Here is a 13,319-nt window from a genome sequence, read left to right as displayed (position 1 = left end):
ACGCCCATGGCACTGAGCCGGCGCGAATTGATGCTTTGCGGTGCGGGAGGCTTGGTTTCCGCAGCCTTTGCGACCAGCGCCGCCGCCAAGGTTCCGGCGCCCTTGAATACAGCCGACGGCCCTCCTCTGACCGGCAAGTCCGAATACATCCAGTGGATGCAGAAGAATCGCGGCGAAGCTGCTGATTTCCTGGGCCAGCGCTGGGACCGCTTCGAACAGCTGATCGCTCACAAGGACGTGTGGGATACCAGCAACAAGCGCGCCTACCTGCTGACCCCACGCGAACGCTTCGTCACCAAGGCGAACGTCGCGCGCGCCTATGAATGGCATTATCTCGACATCGGCTATGGCGTGACCATCACCGGCCCGCACACCGTTGCCCGCATGACCAATTCCATCGACGTGCGCCATGGCGACAAGGTGCTGGAGATCGGCACCGGCTCGGGATACCAGTCCGCCTATCTTTCCTATCTCACCGACAAGGTCTATTCGATCGAGATCATCAAGCCGCTGGCCGCCCGCACGCGCGGCATCTATGACGGGCTCATCGCCGAAGGCTACACCGAATACAAGCACATCTCGACCCATACGGGCGACGGCTATTACGGCCTGAAGGAAGAGGCGCCGTTCGACAGGATCATCGTCACCTGCGGCATCGACCACATCCCGCCACCCCTGCTGCAGCAACTGCGGCCCAACGGCATCATGGTCATCCCTGTCGGACCGCCGGGCGCCCAGCATGTGCTGAAGGTCACCAAGAAGCAGTCCGCGGATGGCAGCATCTCCGTCGCGCGTTCGGACATCTATCAGGGCGGGACCTTGTCCTTCGTACCGCTGACCAAACTCGGCGACGCCGGCATCAGCGGCACCCACAATGGCGATTGATGCAAGGCGGCCCGGATGCCTGCGCCCAGGGAGCACGGCTTCGGTGTCAGGTAACGGCAAATTGTACAGGACTGCCTGCCGCCACGCTGGCTGTCGCCACAAACTAGGCATATCAGCAACTTGACCGGTACTACCGGGCGGTTGTGCTTGATGAGGTTGGGTGGTCGAGCGCGGCTTTTTTTGTTGTTGCCGAGGCCACCCATGCATGGAACCAGGACTTTCGACGGAGTCATTGTGATCGGCGCGGGCGCGGCTGGTCTCGCCGCCACACACGCCCTGATCATGGCCGGCGTCTCGGTCCGGCTTCTGGAGAAGGAAGACCGCATCGGCGAGCCGTGGCGGCGTCGGCACCATGACCTGCATCTGAACACGCATCGCTCGCTTTCGCGCCTGCCCGGCGTCGACTACCCGGCGGGCACGCCGGCCTTCCCGGACAAATCCGTGGTTATCGATCACCTCGACCAGTTCCGCAGCCATCACCGGCTGCCGATCGAATTTGGCGTCTGCATCGACGAGATCGCCTTCACCGGCAGCCACTGGACGATCGCCACCAACATGGGGACGCGGACCGCCGCCCATGTCGTCATCGCCACCGGGCGCGACCGCACCCCTTACATTCCAAAGTGGAAAGGCATGGCGGAGTTTCCCGGCCGCATCATCCATTCGGCCGATTTCGGCAATGCCGGCGACTACGCCAACAAGAAGGTTCTGGTTGTTGGCGCCGGCAATTCGGGCTTCGACGTGCTCAACCATCTGGGCGGCATCGAGACCTCAGCCATCTGGCTGTCGGCGCGGCACGGGCCAACGCTGCTGCCCAAGCGCATCTTCAACATCCCGGTTCATCTGATGTCGCCCTATATAGCGCGCCTGCCGGTCCGGCTCGCGGACGCGCTGCTGCGGGCGACCCAGCGCATGGCCTTCGGCGACCTGACGCGGTTCAACCTGCCGGCCGCCTACGTCGGCGGCGCCAGCCGCCTGGCCGGCGACTATGTGGCGATCGCGTCCGATGACGGCGCGGTCGACGCCATCAAGGCCGGCAAGATCGAAGTGGTGGCGGAGGTCGGCCAGTTCGACCGCGATGGCGTGATCCTCGCCAATGGCCAGCGGGTACGCCCCGACATCGTCATCGCCGCCACCGGCTATCGCACGGGGCTCGAACAGATGGTTGGCAAGCTCGGCGTGCTCGACGCCAAGGGCTATCCGCTTTTCAACGGCGCCGGCAACGATCAGCGCCTGCCCGGCCTGTGGTTCATCGGCATGCGGCCGAGCATCCGCGGCTGCTTCGCCAATGCGCGGCTGCAGGCCCGTGCCATCGCGGCGGCGATCACGGCCGGCTGACGGGAACCATCCGCCGCCGGGGCGCTCAATCGTCGCGGATCACCAGGCGTATGTGCCATTCGCGCCAATGCGTTGGCTCGACGCCGATCGGCTCGTCGGTCACGGCATGCACCCAGCCGGCCCCGGAGAGCCGGCAGGGAAAACGCAATGGTGTCAGCTTGCCGGCACTGGCGACGGCCACTTGTACAAGCCGATCCGGCGGCGCGCTGGCGATAGGCTCCCACATTGATGCCGCGATAGCACATCAGGGAATGCTGAAATAGCGTGATGCCGCGATTGTGACGCAAGTTTTCGGGGGCTTGGCGGGGCCAGCGGCAGGCCGACAAAACCCGGGCCTGAGCGGCAAGCACCGGAGTGGCGAACGGCTATTCGCCATAACGGCAAGCCTTCTCGTAAGCCGGCTAATTTCCGGTGTGTTTGGCTCAGAACTATGTCGCTTTTATACCAATGGGGGTTGGTGCGATTCCAACACTAACGTTCAGATCGATCTTTTCGTATTCGGGCGATGGGGGTCGCCGTGAATCGAATTCAATGCCGCATTCTTGAGTCTTTCTGTTTCCATTCCCCATATGCCGAGGAGTGCCAACGCGTTGCGCCGGGCATGGCGGAGGTTGGACGGTTCGTGCCCCCTGTCGGACCGCGCCATGTCTGATCCCCGACCGTACCGGAACGAGCTGTTGCGGCGGATGATGCCAGACGATCTGGCGCTGATCGAACCTTATATGACGCGCCGCAACCTGCCGTTGCGGGCCATGCTCGTCACTCCCGACACCCCCATCGAAGCCGTGCATTTCATGGAGCACGGCATAGCCGCCGTGATTGCCAGGACAGCGAGCGGACATGGCGCGGAGGTGGGTTTCATCGGCTTCGAAGGCATGACCGGGGCTTCGCTGGTGATGGGGGACGACCGTGCGGCGCACGCATGCTCGATGCTGTTTGAAGGCGAAGCCATCCGCATCGACGCCGTCCATTTCAATGCCGCGCTGGCGGCAAGCCCGACCTTGCGTCTCTACCTGCTGCGCTTCGTCAACTACATGCAGACCCAGACCGGCTGCACCGCGCTGGCCAATGCCCAGTTGAAGCTCGAGGAACGCCTGGCCCGCTGGCTGCTCATGTGCGACGACAGGTTGCCCGACGAACGCATGGCCATCACCCATGAATTCCTCGCCAGCATGCTTGGCGTGAGACGGCCTGGCGTGACCATCACCCTGCAACTGCTCGAGGGTCGCTCACTCATCCGCTCGCGCCGTGGCGAGGTCATCATCCGCGACCGCGCCGGGCTCATCGAGCTGGCCAATGGCAGCTATGGCGAGGCGGAAGCCGAATATGCCAGGCTTATCGGAGACATCGGCGCCGCCCAGGCATGACTTCAAGTCAGGCCCCTGGCGTCTGATCCGGAGCGGATCGGATCTTCGGAAAGATCGCATCCAAGAGAACGGCGATTCCATCCAATGACGCAATCCGCGGACAAGCCGCCTGCGGCCAGGTCACTCTCCCGGTTCGCTTTCGGACTCTGCCGGAGCTGCCTCGGTGGGATCGGTCTCAGCCGAATCCCGAACAATCGGGTTCGGACCCGGCCAGAAAGGCAGGCTGATCTGCCCGCACAATCCTTCGAATTCCTCCAGCGGACCCGGATGCTCGAAGAAGGGGGCAGAAACCATCAGCGGCGTCACGTCGAACCGGACTCTTGTCCTGACCTGCTCGACGACGACATGCTTGTCGAGAATGGCGCCATGGAGGATCAGCCAGCCCCTCACCGCCTTGAAGCCCGCCCTTTCGGCGACGAAGGCTTTGACATTCTCATCGGGCTTGTCCGCTTTGGGAATGCCGGATTCCAAAAGCACGAATTTATAGGGGATCACACTTGCCGAAACGCTGCTGGCGCGAAGTCTCGTGAACAGGCTCAAGGGCACCGCCTTGGCCGTGGTGAAACACCCTGCCCTGCCCTGCCTGACGCAAGCTTGCCCGGCGCCGCCACGCCGTCATCGACTGCGTCAATACGACGGCCCATCGGCATGTCGCCGCCATTCAGGCCGGCAAGTTTGCATTTCGCCTGTTCGGCGGCGGCGCCAACCAGGCAATCGATGCTGAACATCGTCCTGGCATGCCCGCTTGCCGCGACAGCCTTGCGAATCGTGTTCAACTGGGTATGCGTAAATTCAAGAAGGTCGCGCAGGTTGGTATTGTCCACACCGCTCTCCATCCCACGATGTCGAGAGGCCGGTCCGCAAAAACGGGTCGCTCTTGCAACCGGAGATACGCCCATTCTGATCATTTGCCTAGCCAAAATGTCGGAAACGTACGGTTTCTCGCTCTTTTGCGGGTTGCAGACATATGCCCGGTCATTTTTTTTCGCGAGGCGATCGCAGTGGATGAAAATTGGTGCAATATTGGTTGGGGATTAGGCGAGTAAGTGGTTCGAGTTCGGACGTCTGTCGCGGCGGGGACGATGTCGTGCCAATTCGCAAGAATATTTCGGAAAACCTGAAACGGCTCTGCGAAAGCCATGCCTCCGTCAGTGCTGTCTGCCGCGAGCTTGATATAAATCGAACACAGTTCGAGCGATACCTGCAGGGCACCACCGTGCCCAACAGGAAGACCGCCAAACTGATCTGCGACTACTTCGGCATCGGCGAAGATCAACTCTACCAGAACCAGAGCGAGCCGGGAACGCGCATTCCGGGCCTGCCGCCGGTTTCCAGAAGCCTGTTCGAGAGCTTGACGCGGCCCCCAACTCCAGCGATCGCTGGCGGCCTCTATTTCACCTATTTTTCGATTCCGGGCCAGGCCGACCTCCTGATGCGATCGGTGACATTCGTGCGGCGCGACGCCGAGCTGGTCACGTTCCGGAGGGTCACCGGCTGGGTGGAGCGCCATGGGCCGGCCACGCTGGCGCGTGCGCGCGGCAACCATTATGGCGTGGCCATCTCGCGCCTGAACTGGGTCTATTTCAACGGCGTCAACCGCCGGCAGGTGGGGGAACCATCGCTGATGGCCGTGCAGTGGGCGCCGATCTCGGAACCGGTTCTCCGGGGCACGGCCATGGTGCTGACCGGCTCCGGCCCCGCCTTCGTGTCGGTGATCATGCGCCAGCACCTGACCAGGATCCGCCCGAGGGACGCGATCCGCATGGCCCATGTCGTCAGCCTTGACGATCCCGGCGTGGATCAGCTCGTGGTCAGCCTGACGCGGGAAAGCCAGGCATCAGGCAGCTAAGCGGCAGTCGCTAATATGCCTGAAACCGCGTTCTGTCGCGCCACCCTCTGTCCTGCCGGACATCTCCCCCTCAAGGGGGGAGATTGGCTGTCATTGCGGCTTTCGCCAATCATCAACGTTGAAGAATGTGCGACGACATTGAAGCCGCCAATCTCCCCCCTTGAGGGGGAGATGTCCGGCAGGACAGAGGGGGGCGCTCAAGCGCTAGCGATACAAATTGCATCGCCTGCCCAAAGCCTCACTTGCCCTGCGGATGGATCGTCTCGCCGCGCTTCAGCATCTCGACGAAAGCCTCGATCCTCTTCCTGCGGCCGGCCTCGGTCTTCAAATTGTGGATGCGAAACGCCAGCGAGAAACGGTTCTGCGCGCTGAGCCGCGCCAGCATCGCCCTGGCCTCCGGCACGGCATCGATGGCCGCCTGCAGGTCGTCGGGGATCTGCAGGCCCTTGCCGCTGCCATAGGCGCGGTCCCAGCGGCCGTCGGCCTTGGCCGCCTCGACCTGTTTGAGGCCATGGCCGGTCATGCGGCCTTCCTCGACCAGCCGGGCGACATTGTCGATGTTGATCTTGCTCCAGATGCTCTTCTTGCCGCGCGGCGTGTAGCGCTGCAGGAAGCTCTTGTCGTCGAACGACTTGCGCACCGCGTCGATCCAGCCGAAGCACAGCACCACGTCGATCGCCTGCTTGGCCGTGATCGACTTCAGGCCTGAATCCACCTTGTGGATCTTGATCCAGACTTCGCTTTCCGCGTCGTGGTTCCCCGCCAGCCAGGTGTAAAAACTGGCGGCGTCCTCGAACTCCCTGACCTTGTCGGGGTCCACCTTGACCGGCGCCATCAGCCGACCCTTCCCATGTCAAGCATCATCGGTCAGGCGCGCGCGATCTCTTCGAGATACCAGTTGATGTAGCGCAGCTCGTTATATTCCATCGGCGCGATAGGCCCCGGCACGAAATAATGCGAGCGCACGCCACGCGAGGTGTGCTCGATGATCTTCTTGTCCTCGTCGGTGGTGACCTTCCACAGCCAGGTCAGCTTTTCGAGGTCGTAATCCTCGCCCTCGACAGCGTCGCCACGCACCAGCCAGATCAGTTCCATCTCGCAGGTGTCGGCGGTCTTGGGAATGAAGCGGTAGATCATGCCGTGGTCGGGATAGCAGACCAGGAACGTCGTGCCGCCGAGGTGGATGGAAGTGACGCCGCCATCATAGTCGGTGAAGCGGCCCATCAGCGGCGCCACCGGCGAGCCGTCCTGGCTGCCGCTCGAAACGCCGTCATAGAGCGCGTAGCGGAACGTATCGATCGCTTCCTGCCCGGCCGCCGAATTCTGCCAGCGGTTGCCGCTGTGGATCTCGATGCCGAGCGCGCAGGTGCGCTGCTCCATCGCGGCGTTGAGCTGCTCGATCATCTCCTTGGGCTTTTCCAGCGCGTGCGTCTGCGAATATTCCGGATGCGCCGGGCCGCAATGATAGCACTCGACATAGTTCTCGACGGCGAGCTTCCAGTTGGCGTCGACCGGATAGCTCTGCCGGTGCGCGACCTTCGCATCCGCCCAGCCATACTGGCCGCAGCTGGTGCGCAGCGACTGCTCGATCGGATCGAAATCCAGCGGCGTCTCGGCGAAGGAGATGAACACCAGGCCTTCGGCGACACGGACATGCAGCTTCTTCAGGCCGTGCGCCGCGCGGTCGAAATCCTTGGGCATCAGCCGCGCCGCGCGCAGCGATCCATCATTGGAATAGGTCCAGGCGTGGTAGGGGCAGACGAACATCTTCGCATTGCCCTTCTCCTTGGTGCAGACCTCGGCGCCGCGATGGCGGCAGACATTGAGCATGGCATGGATGGTTCCATCCGTGCCGCGCGTCAGGATGACGGCCTCGTCGCCCAGCTTGAACAGTTCGAAATCGCCGGGGTTGGGAATGACGCTGGCATGCGCCAGGCAATGCCAGTGGCGGCGGAAGACGCGCTCCATGTCGCGCGCATAGATGGCGGGGTCATGATAGAAGGCGCGGACCAGGCCATGGCCCGGCCGGTGCGACGCGACCAGCTGGTCGATGGCGTCGCCTTCGGTGTGGGTTTGCTGGAGAGGACGCACGCTCATCTGCCGTTCCCTTATCTGGCTGTTTGTATTGTCTGGCGGTTTGTATGCCGGCGATGGTAACCGGCCAGCGCCGGGATGTCGACGCCGGGCCGCGGCCCTCACCGGCGGATTCCGTTGGTACAGCCGACGGAATGTGACGGCAGGCGAGCCGCGTCACCTGTCGAAAGCGGCCATCACCGCAGACTGTTGACCGTGAGCTGGGTGTCATCGGTGAAATCCGGCCGCACGCCAAGCATCGCGGCCGTCCTTTCGATGATCGCGCCTGCCACCGGCGCGGCATTGGAGGCGGCGGTGATGCCCATGCCGGAGCGCTCCGGTCGCGGATCGTCGACCACGACCAGGACGACGAATTGCGGATCGTTCATCGGAAAGGCCGCCGCGAAGACGTTGAAATTGTGGTTCTTGGCATAGCGCCCGGCAATGACCTTCTCGGCCGTGCCGGTTTTGCCGCCGACGCGGAAGCCCTTGATGTTGGCGCGCCGGCCCGAGCCCTTTATCCCGTTGAGGCGATAGAGATAGCGCATGCTCCTGCTCGTCTCTTCACTGACCACGGTCTGGGCGAGCGCACTGGCCTGCTCCTCGGATCTGCGCACGAAAGTCGCTGGAACCAGCTTGCCCCGGTTCAAGATGGCCGCGATGCCGACCGCCGTCTGAAGCGGGGTCGTGGCAAAGCCGTGGCCGAAGGCGGCGGTGATCGAGGTCGCCTGCTTCCATATTTTCGGCTGGACGGGCCGGGCCACCTCCGGGAGCTCGGTCGTCATACGCGACAGCAGCCCCATCCGCTCCAGGAACTCGCGATGCCGCTCCACGCCAACCATCATCGCCTCCTTGGCTGAACCGATGTTGGAGGAAAACAGGAAGACCTCTTCCAGCGACAGGGGCCGCCCCTTGCCATGGGCGTCGCGCACCCTTTGCCGGCCGACAATGATGGGCGCGCTGGCGTCGAACATCGTCGAGATGCCGGCGCCACCGATCTCCATCGCCATCGCGGTCGTGAACGTCTTGATGGTGGAGCCCATCTCCGCCGTACCGGCCGACATGCGATTGAGCCGGTCTTTTTCAAGCGCGTTGAACGGGTTGTTGGGGTCGTAGTCCGGAAGCGAGACCATGGCCATCACCTCGCCCGTCTTGACGTTCAGGATCACGCCGCCCGCCGCCGTGGCCTTGTAGCGTTCCATCGCGCGCGAAAGCTCGTCATGGACGACATGCTGGACACGCGCGTCGATCGACAGCTGGACCGGCTGGAACGCACCGCTGCCCCCCAGGCCTGCCCCGCGCAGGTCGACAAGTCCTTGATCGTCGATCCATTTCTCCATTCCCGACAGGCCCACATTGTCGATGTTGGTCAGTCCCAATACGTGCGACGCCTGGACGCCACCTGGATAGAAGCGCTTGATTTCCGGGCGAAAGCCGATGCCGGGAATGCCCAGCGCCAGCACATCCTGCTGCTGCCGGGGGGTAAGCTGCCGCTTCAGCCAGATGAAGCCCGACCCGCTCCTGAGCTTGTGATAGGTCTGCTCGTAGTCGAGCTCGGGCAGCACGCCGGCGAGCTTCTCGACCGCTTCGTTGGCGTCCACGATCCGCCGTGGCTCGGCATAGAGCGACGCCATGCGCAGATCGGTCGCCAGTATAGTCCCGTTGCGATCGATGATGTCTGGTCGCGCCGCGCCGACCGGCCGCGCAAGAGCATCCGGCGCGTGCGGTGTGGACGAACCGTAGAACACCAGTCGCGCCCCGATGATGCAGAAAATAGCCGCAAAGGCGGCCATCGTGATCGCCATGCGCCGGCGGCCGCGCTTGCGCTCGCCATCCACGGAAGGGTTCCCCCGGCGCGGCCGCAACAGCGAAAACGGAAAGATATTGGAACGAAGAGAATTCATCTGCTAAGGCCTTGGTCAGTCGATGCGAAGGGCCATTGCCCGTCGCCTTAATGCAATTCCTTAGCTTTAATCGATTAACGGTTTTTTACCATGTCCGGCCCTCCCCTGATCCGACCGGGTGGACGCAGCGAGCGGATACAGAAAGCCGTTCATGAGGCCGTGAAAGCCCTCAAGGCTGAAAACGAAGCGGTCGAGCTCAGCGTGCCGATGATCGCCGAACGGGCGAACGTCACCCCGTCGACCATCTACCGGCGCTGGGGGACGGTCGGCGAGCTCCTGGCTGATGTCGCCGCGGAGCGTTTCCGGCCGGACGCCGACCTTCCTGATTCCGGGTCGTTGCGGGGCGATCTGGAAATATGGCTCGAACGCTTCGTCGACGACATCTCGACCGGCGTCGGCTTTGCGCTCATCCAGGAGCGGGTTGCCAATACAGCGCTTGCGCGCCGCGCCGCCGGATACGCCCAGGCGAATTTCGAGGTGCTGGTAAACCGTGCAACCGGCCGATCCGAGCCCGCACCGGACCCGAACCGGTTGATAGACCTGCTGGTTGCTCCGGTCATCTACCGTCTCGTCTTCGCGGGACAGCATATCGAGAAGCGCTACCAGCTCGAACTGATCGAGCTGGCGATGGGTTTGCTGCCCGGTTGAGGCGCCCCATGCATCGGCCGTCGATCAAGACGGCCGATTGATGTGCGACCAGGAGGCTTTCGCCCCTGGCCCGTCGGTCAGATCTCGACGCGCCGGCCCTTGTAGGCGTTGGGAATCGCCGCGTCGGTGCCGAAAAAAGCATGCTTGGACATGTCCGGCGAATAGCGGCTGCCGGGAACGGTGCGGCCGAGCGCCTCGGCCACGGCGCGGATGTGATGCGGCGCCGCACCACAGCAGAGCCCGATATAGCGCACGCCCATGTCATAGGCCTCGCGGGCATATTCGGCGCATTCGTAGCGGTTGCAGGTGAAGGGATCGAGCGCTGTCGGGAACGGACGTCCACCCGGAATGCATGAGCAGGCACGATCGGTCAGCGACTGGAAGGTTGGCTCTGCCTCCGTCGTGCGGTAGGGCACCGGCAGCGAAGCGACATGGCACGACACAGCATCGCGCACTTTGCGCACCACCGGCATCAGCGTCTTCGGCCCGCGCTGGCAGTTCAGCCCGACGACATCGGCGCCGGCCGCTTCCAGACGCTTGCAGGCATCGACGACCGACACGCCGTCGAACATCTTTTCCTCGCGATGGACCGAAAGCGTGACCACCGTCGGCAAGCCCGTCTTCTTCATCACGTCGAGCGCGATCTCGGCCTCGCCGTACCAGTCGATGGTTTCGGCGATCAGGAAATCCGCCCCCTCCTCCACCGCCCAGCCGATCTGCTCCTCGAACATGGCGCGCACGGCGTCGTGGGTCTTCCTGTCGCTGGCCTCATAGGCATTGGTGTTGCAGATATTGCCGGCCATCAGCCCGCCATTGCGCTCAGCGACATCCCTGGCGATGCGCAATGCCTGGCGGTTGATTGTCTCCAGAATGTCCTCGCGGCCGATCACCCTGAGCTTCTGGCGATGGGCGTAGTAAGTGAAGGCCTCGACCACTTCCGAGCCGGCATGGACGAAATCCTCATGCAGGCGCGTCACCGCTTCTGGATGTTCGAGGACCACTTCCGGCACGAACGGACCGGCCTGCAGGTAGCCGCGCCGTTCGAGTTCGAACAGATAACCTTCGGCGCAGATGACGGCATCGGTATCGAGGCGTTCGAGCAGGCCGCGCTTGGGGGTGGGCGTATTTTGGGTGTTCATGGAAAATCCTCCTTCAGACATTGCGGATATGTTTCGGCCAGACGCCGGTTCCGGCGATGACGGCCAGCAAGGTGCGCAGCCGGAAAACGTCGGGATGCAGCGAGCCGCGGCGGTCGATCAGCGCGATCTTGCGTCGTGCCGCGACCTCCAGGTCGGCGCCATGCGGCACCGACATCAGCCAGTCGATAAACACCTCCTCGGGCGGCGGCAGCGGCGAGATGGCACGCATCGTCGCCGCGTCGAGCGGGCGCGGCTCGGGCGGGCCGGATCCTTCCGGTCGGCCAGGGATAAGCTTGGGCATTTCGTTGTGTGAATCCATGTTCGTCCTGCGGTTGAGGACTGAACCTGGTGGTGATGGAGGAAAGCCACGGGCACCATCGGTCACGCTACCGGCCCGCATCACTTAGCCTCTTGACCGCCCACCGCGATCAGTCGAGTTTCATGTGATCGAGGCTGGTTTCCGGGCTCCGAAGCTGTCCTTGCGGACCGGTTCCGACACCTTCCCAGGCGTGTTGCCCAGTGGCTTGTCGTCGGAACCTAAGCTTCGCTACCGTTGCGGGGGCAGCGCCGGAATTGAACCGGCTTCCCAATTATCCCTCCAGCCGAGTCGGCCGAAGGGCACCTTGAACGCGGTGATCTAAACATCGATGCCCGGCCGCCGTCTACATGAAAGCGACACCGCCCGGAGCAAAAGACGACAGGGTGAAGGGCGCCACTATTTCGACGGCACCCCATAGGCGACAAGAAACGCCTCTACCGAGGCATCGGCGTGCCGTTCAAGCTCGGCCTTCGAGCGTGGGTTGCTTCCCGTGAACATGGCTTCGTTCATGGGGATCCAGAGAAGCATTCCAAAAAAATGACTGGCTGCCAGATGGGGGTCATTGGTTTTCATCAGGCCTCGACTGGTGAGCTTTTGAAAGCAAGACGCCATTGAGGCGAGCATGCGCTCAAAACCTTTTTCGTACCAACTGCGGCCAAGCTGCGGCATTCGATCCGCGTTGGCGATGATCAGGCGTCGCAGCTTCAACAACTCTTCATCCATGAGCATCGCTATCAAACATCGGGCAAGCTGCTGCAGGCCACCCTCCATGAATTTCGCCTCGGAAAGCAGCGTCGTCACGGACTCGATGACATCGTTGGCCTGGGTAGCGGTCGCCAGAACGACCTCGCCGAAAAGCGTCTCCTTGTCCGTGAAATGCTTGTAGACGGTCTGCTTGGAGGCCCCTGCCCTGGTGGCGATTTCCTCCATGCTGGTTCCATCATAACCCTTGCTGATGAACGCCACCGTGGCCGCCTGGATGATTTCACGATCCTTGCGTGCTGATCTCGTCTCACCGTCGATTTTCATGGCGCTCCTTAACCAGTACTAGACGGTACCGTTCCCGCATGATAGCCATGAAAACGGTACTGGACTGACTAGTACCTGTCAACGAAAGCAAGGCTTTGGACCGATGACCAAGATGATCTTCCTTAATCTGCCGGTGCGCGATCTGCAGGCAGCGACCAACTTTTATCTCGCGATCGGGGGCACGCTGAATCCGCAGTTCTCGAGCGACCAGGCCAGCTCGATCATGTTCTCCGACGCGATCGGGGTCATGTTGCTAACGCACCAGCACTACAGCCAGTTCACAGCGCGGCAGATCGGCGACCCCAAGCGTGACAGCCAGATGCTGATCGCGCTCACCCTCGGCAGCAAGGACGAGGTCAATGCCGTAATCGACAAGGGCGTGGCGGCAGGCGGCCGGGCAGATCCCAACCCTGCGCAGGATCTCGGTTTCATGTTCAACCGCCACATCGAAGACCCCGACGGCAACGTCTGGGAGTTGCTGTGGATGAACCCCGCCGCCATGCAATAGCCTGTCGGGACCTGAGCTTCGCTACGGTTGCGGGGGCGGCGCCGGAATCTGACCGGCTTCCCAATTATCCCTCCGGCCGAGTCGGCCGAAGGCACCTTGCCCGCCTGCCGTCCATAGGAAAGCGACACCGCCGGGAGCAAAAGACGACAGGGGGGAAGAACTGCAAAGACGCCTTAGGCGCGCTTGCGCTCCCTGTCTTTTGCAAGATGATAAGGCCGCACAAGGACTTCCGCTGGAATGTGCCATTCCTTGTTGAGCTT

15 protein-coding genes and 1 riboswitch are annotated in these 13,319 nt (G+C 62.8%); of the genes, 6 read left to right on the top strand and 9 right to left on the bottom strand.

All coding sequences use genetic code 11. The annotated features are described in order from the left end of the window. The first annotated feature begins 6 nt into the window (after positions 1-6). The gene (locus tag ABVQ20_RS01065) at positions 7-885 is read left to right on the top strand and encodes a protein-L-isoaspartate O-methyltransferase family protein (protein WP_354457654.1); all 879 of its coding nucleotides are present in this window, start codon (positions 7-9) and stop codon (positions 883-885) included. A gap of 201 nt (positions 886-1,086) precedes the next feature. Then, positions 1,087-2,223: a flavin-containing monooxygenase gene (locus ABVQ20_RS01060; RefSeq protein WP_354457653.1), complete on the top strand. Its 1,137-nt coding sequence runs from the start codon at positions 1,087-1,089 to the stop codon at positions 2,221-2,223. Between the two features lie 25 nt (positions 2,224-2,248). Here the strand turns inward: ABVQ20_RS01060 and ABVQ20_RS01055 are convergent, their stop codons facing one another. After that, positions 2,249-2,449, bottom strand: a complete 201-nt coding sequence (locus tag ABVQ20_RS01055) for a hypothetical protein (protein WP_354457652.1) — start codon at positions 2,447-2,449, stop codon at positions 2,249-2,251. Positions 2,450-2,867: 418 nt separating this feature from the next. Here ABVQ20_RS01055 and ABVQ20_RS01050 point away from each other — a divergent pair, with 418 nt between their 5' ends. Then, the gene (locus tag ABVQ20_RS01050; RefSeq protein WP_354457651.1) at positions 2,868-3,590 is read left to right on the top strand and encodes a Crp/Fnr family transcriptional regulator; all 723 of its coding nucleotides are present in this window, start codon (positions 2,868-2,870) and stop codon (positions 3,588-3,590) included. A 120-nt stretch (positions 3,591-3,710) separates the two neighbouring features. Here ABVQ20_RS01050 and ABVQ20_RS01045 read toward each other — a convergent pair whose 3' ends face one another. Then, positions 3,711-4,130, bottom strand: coding sequence for a hypothetical protein (locus tag ABVQ20_RS01045; protein WP_354457650.1), 420 nt, complete (start codon positions 4,128-4,130; stop codon positions 3,711-3,713). Beyond that, the gene (locus ABVQ20_RS01040) at positions 4,127-4,414 is read right to left on the bottom strand and encodes a hypothetical protein (RefSeq protein ID WP_354457649.1); all 288 of its coding nucleotides are present in this window, start codon (positions 4,412-4,414) and stop codon (positions 4,127-4,129) included. The genes ABVQ20_RS01045 and ABVQ20_RS01040 overlap by 4 nt, the downstream gene beginning before the upstream one ends. Before the next feature lie 263 nt (positions 4,415-4,677). Between ABVQ20_RS01040 and ABVQ20_RS01035 the strand changes: the two genes are divergently transcribed. After that, entirely contained in the window at positions 4,678-5,439 is a 762-nt protein-coding gene (locus tag ABVQ20_RS01035; RefSeq protein ID WP_354457648.1) for a helix-turn-helix transcriptional regulator, read from the top strand. Positions 5,440-5,677: 238 nt separating this feature from the next. Here ABVQ20_RS01035 and ABVQ20_RS01030 read toward each other — a convergent pair whose 3' ends face one another. From ABVQ20_RS01030 to ABVQ20_RS01020, 3 genes are all read right to left on the bottom strand, one after another. Then, on the bottom strand, positions 5,678-6,274 hold the full coding sequence (locus tag ABVQ20_RS01030) for a YdeI/OmpD-associated family protein (protein ID WP_354457647.1): 597 nt from the start codon (positions 6,272-6,274) through the stop codon (positions 5,678-5,680). Between the two features lie 32 nt (positions 6,275-6,306). After that, the gene (locus ABVQ20_RS01025; RefSeq protein WP_354457646.1) at positions 6,307-7,536 is read right to left on the bottom strand and encodes an aromatic ring-hydroxylating oxygenase subunit alpha; all 1,230 of its coding nucleotides are present in this window, start codon (positions 7,534-7,536) and stop codon (positions 6,307-6,309) included. 173 nt (positions 7,537-7,709) lie between these two features. Then, on the bottom strand, positions 7,710-9,416 hold the full coding sequence (locus tag ABVQ20_RS01020) for a peptidoglycan D,D-transpeptidase FtsI family protein (protein ID WP_354457645.1): 1,707 nt from the start codon (positions 9,414-9,416) through the stop codon (positions 7,710-7,712). Positions 9,417-9,506: 90 nt separating this feature from the next. Between ABVQ20_RS01020 and ABVQ20_RS01015 the strand changes: the two genes are divergently transcribed. Continuing rightward, positions 9,507-10,064, top strand: a complete 558-nt coding sequence (locus ABVQ20_RS01015) for a TetR/AcrR family transcriptional regulator (protein ID WP_354457644.1) — start codon at positions 9,507-9,509, stop codon at positions 10,062-10,064. Positions 10,065-10,141: 77 nt separating this feature from the next. On the opposite strand, the gene ABVQ20_RS01010 is transcribed toward ABVQ20_RS01015, so the two are convergent. The 3 genes from ABVQ20_RS01010 to ABVQ20_RS01000 all read right to left on the bottom strand — a co-directional run bounded on the left by ABVQ20_RS01010 (position 10,142) and on the right by ABVQ20_RS01000 (position 12,551). Beyond that, a complete protein-coding gene (locus tag ABVQ20_RS01010) occupies positions 10,142-11,203 on the bottom strand; it encodes a homocysteine S-methyltransferase family protein (RefSeq protein WP_354457643.1) in 1,062 nt (353 codons plus the stop codon). 13 nt (positions 11,204-11,216) lie between these two features. Beyond that, positions 11,217-11,522, bottom strand: coding sequence for a hypothetical protein (locus tag ABVQ20_RS01005; protein ID WP_354457642.1), 306 nt, complete (start codon positions 11,520-11,522; stop codon positions 11,217-11,219). A 115-nt stretch (positions 11,523-11,637) separates the two neighbouring features. Beyond that, positions 11,638-11,844: riboswitch (cobalamin riboswitch) on the bottom strand. A gap of 74 nt (positions 11,845-11,918) precedes the next feature. Beyond that, positions 11,919-12,551 carry a TetR/AcrR family transcriptional regulator gene (locus tag ABVQ20_RS01000; RefSeq protein WP_354457641.1) on the bottom strand — a complete coding sequence of 211 codons (633 nt, stop codon included), beginning with the start codon at positions 12,549-12,551 and terminating at the stop codon, positions 11,919-11,921. A gap of 103 nt (positions 12,552-12,654) precedes the next feature. On the opposite strand from ABVQ20_RS01000, the gene ABVQ20_RS00995 reads away from it, so the two are divergent. Then, on the top strand, positions 12,655-13,059 hold the full coding sequence (locus ABVQ20_RS00995; protein WP_354457640.1) for a VOC family protein: 405 nt from the start codon (positions 12,655-12,657) through the stop codon (positions 13,057-13,059). The last annotated feature ends 260 nt before the right edge of the window (positions 13,060-13,319 follow it).

The sequence above is a fragment of the Mesorhizobium shangrilense genome (genome assembly GCF_040537815.1).
In the GTDB taxonomy this organism is placed as follows: Bacteria; Pseudomonadota; Alphaproteobacteria; order Rhizobiales; family Rhizobiaceae; genus Mesorhizobium; species Mesorhizobium shangrilense.
Note: the sequence above shows the minus strand (reverse complement) of the source record. Positions and strands in the feature narration are given on the sequence as shown.

What these genes read in the sequence shown, in the direction of transcription:
- ABVQ20_RS01025 (WP_354457646.1), bottom strand. Translation starts at nt 7,536, where the DNA reads ATGAGCGTGCGTCCTCTCCAGCAAACCCACACCGAAGGCGACGCCATC.
- ABVQ20_RS01065 (WP_354457654.1), top strand. Translation starts at nt 7, where the DNA reads ATGGCACTGAGCCGGCGCGAATTGATGCTTTGCGGTGCGGGAGGCTTG.
- ABVQ20_RS01060 (WP_354457653.1), top strand. Translation starts at nt 1,087, where the DNA reads ATGCATGGAACCAGGACTTTCGACGGAGTCATTGTGATCGGCGCGGGC.
- ABVQ20_RS01055 (WP_354457652.1), bottom strand. Translation starts at nt 2,449, where the DNA reads ATGTGGGAGCCTATCGCCAGCGCGCCGCCGGATCGGCTTGTACAAGTG.
- ABVQ20_RS01010 (WP_354457643.1), bottom strand. Translation starts at nt 11,203, where the DNA reads ATGAACACCCAAAATACGCCCACCCCCAAGCGCGGCCTGCTCGAACGC.
- ABVQ20_RS01015 (WP_354457644.1), top strand. Translation starts at nt 9,507, where the DNA reads ATGTCCGGCCCTCCCCTGATCCGACCGGGTGGACGCAGCGAGCGGATA.
- ABVQ20_RS01000 (WP_354457641.1), bottom strand. Translation starts at nt 12,551, where the DNA reads ATGAAAATCGACGGTGAGACGAGATCAGCACGCAAGGATCGTGAAATC.
- ABVQ20_RS01050 (WP_354457651.1), top strand. Translation starts at nt 2,868, where the DNA reads ATGTCTGATCCCCGACCGTACCGGAACGAGCTGTTGCGGCGGATGATG.
- ABVQ20_RS01030 (WP_354457647.1), bottom strand. Translation starts at nt 6,274, where the DNA reads ATGGCGCCGGTCAAGGTGGACCCCGACAAGGTCAGGGAGTTCGAGGAC.
- ABVQ20_RS00995 (WP_354457640.1), top strand. Translation starts at nt 12,655, where the DNA reads ATGACCAAGATGATCTTCCTTAATCTGCCGGTGCGCGATCTGCAGGCA.
- ABVQ20_RS01005 (WP_354457642.1), bottom strand. Translation starts at nt 11,522, where the DNA reads ATGGATTCACACAACGAAATGCCCAAGCTTATCCCTGGCCGACCGGAA.
- ABVQ20_RS01020 (WP_354457645.1), bottom strand. Translation starts at nt 9,416, where the DNA reads ATGAATTCTCTTCGTTCCAATATCTTTCCGTTTTCGCTGTTGCGGCCG.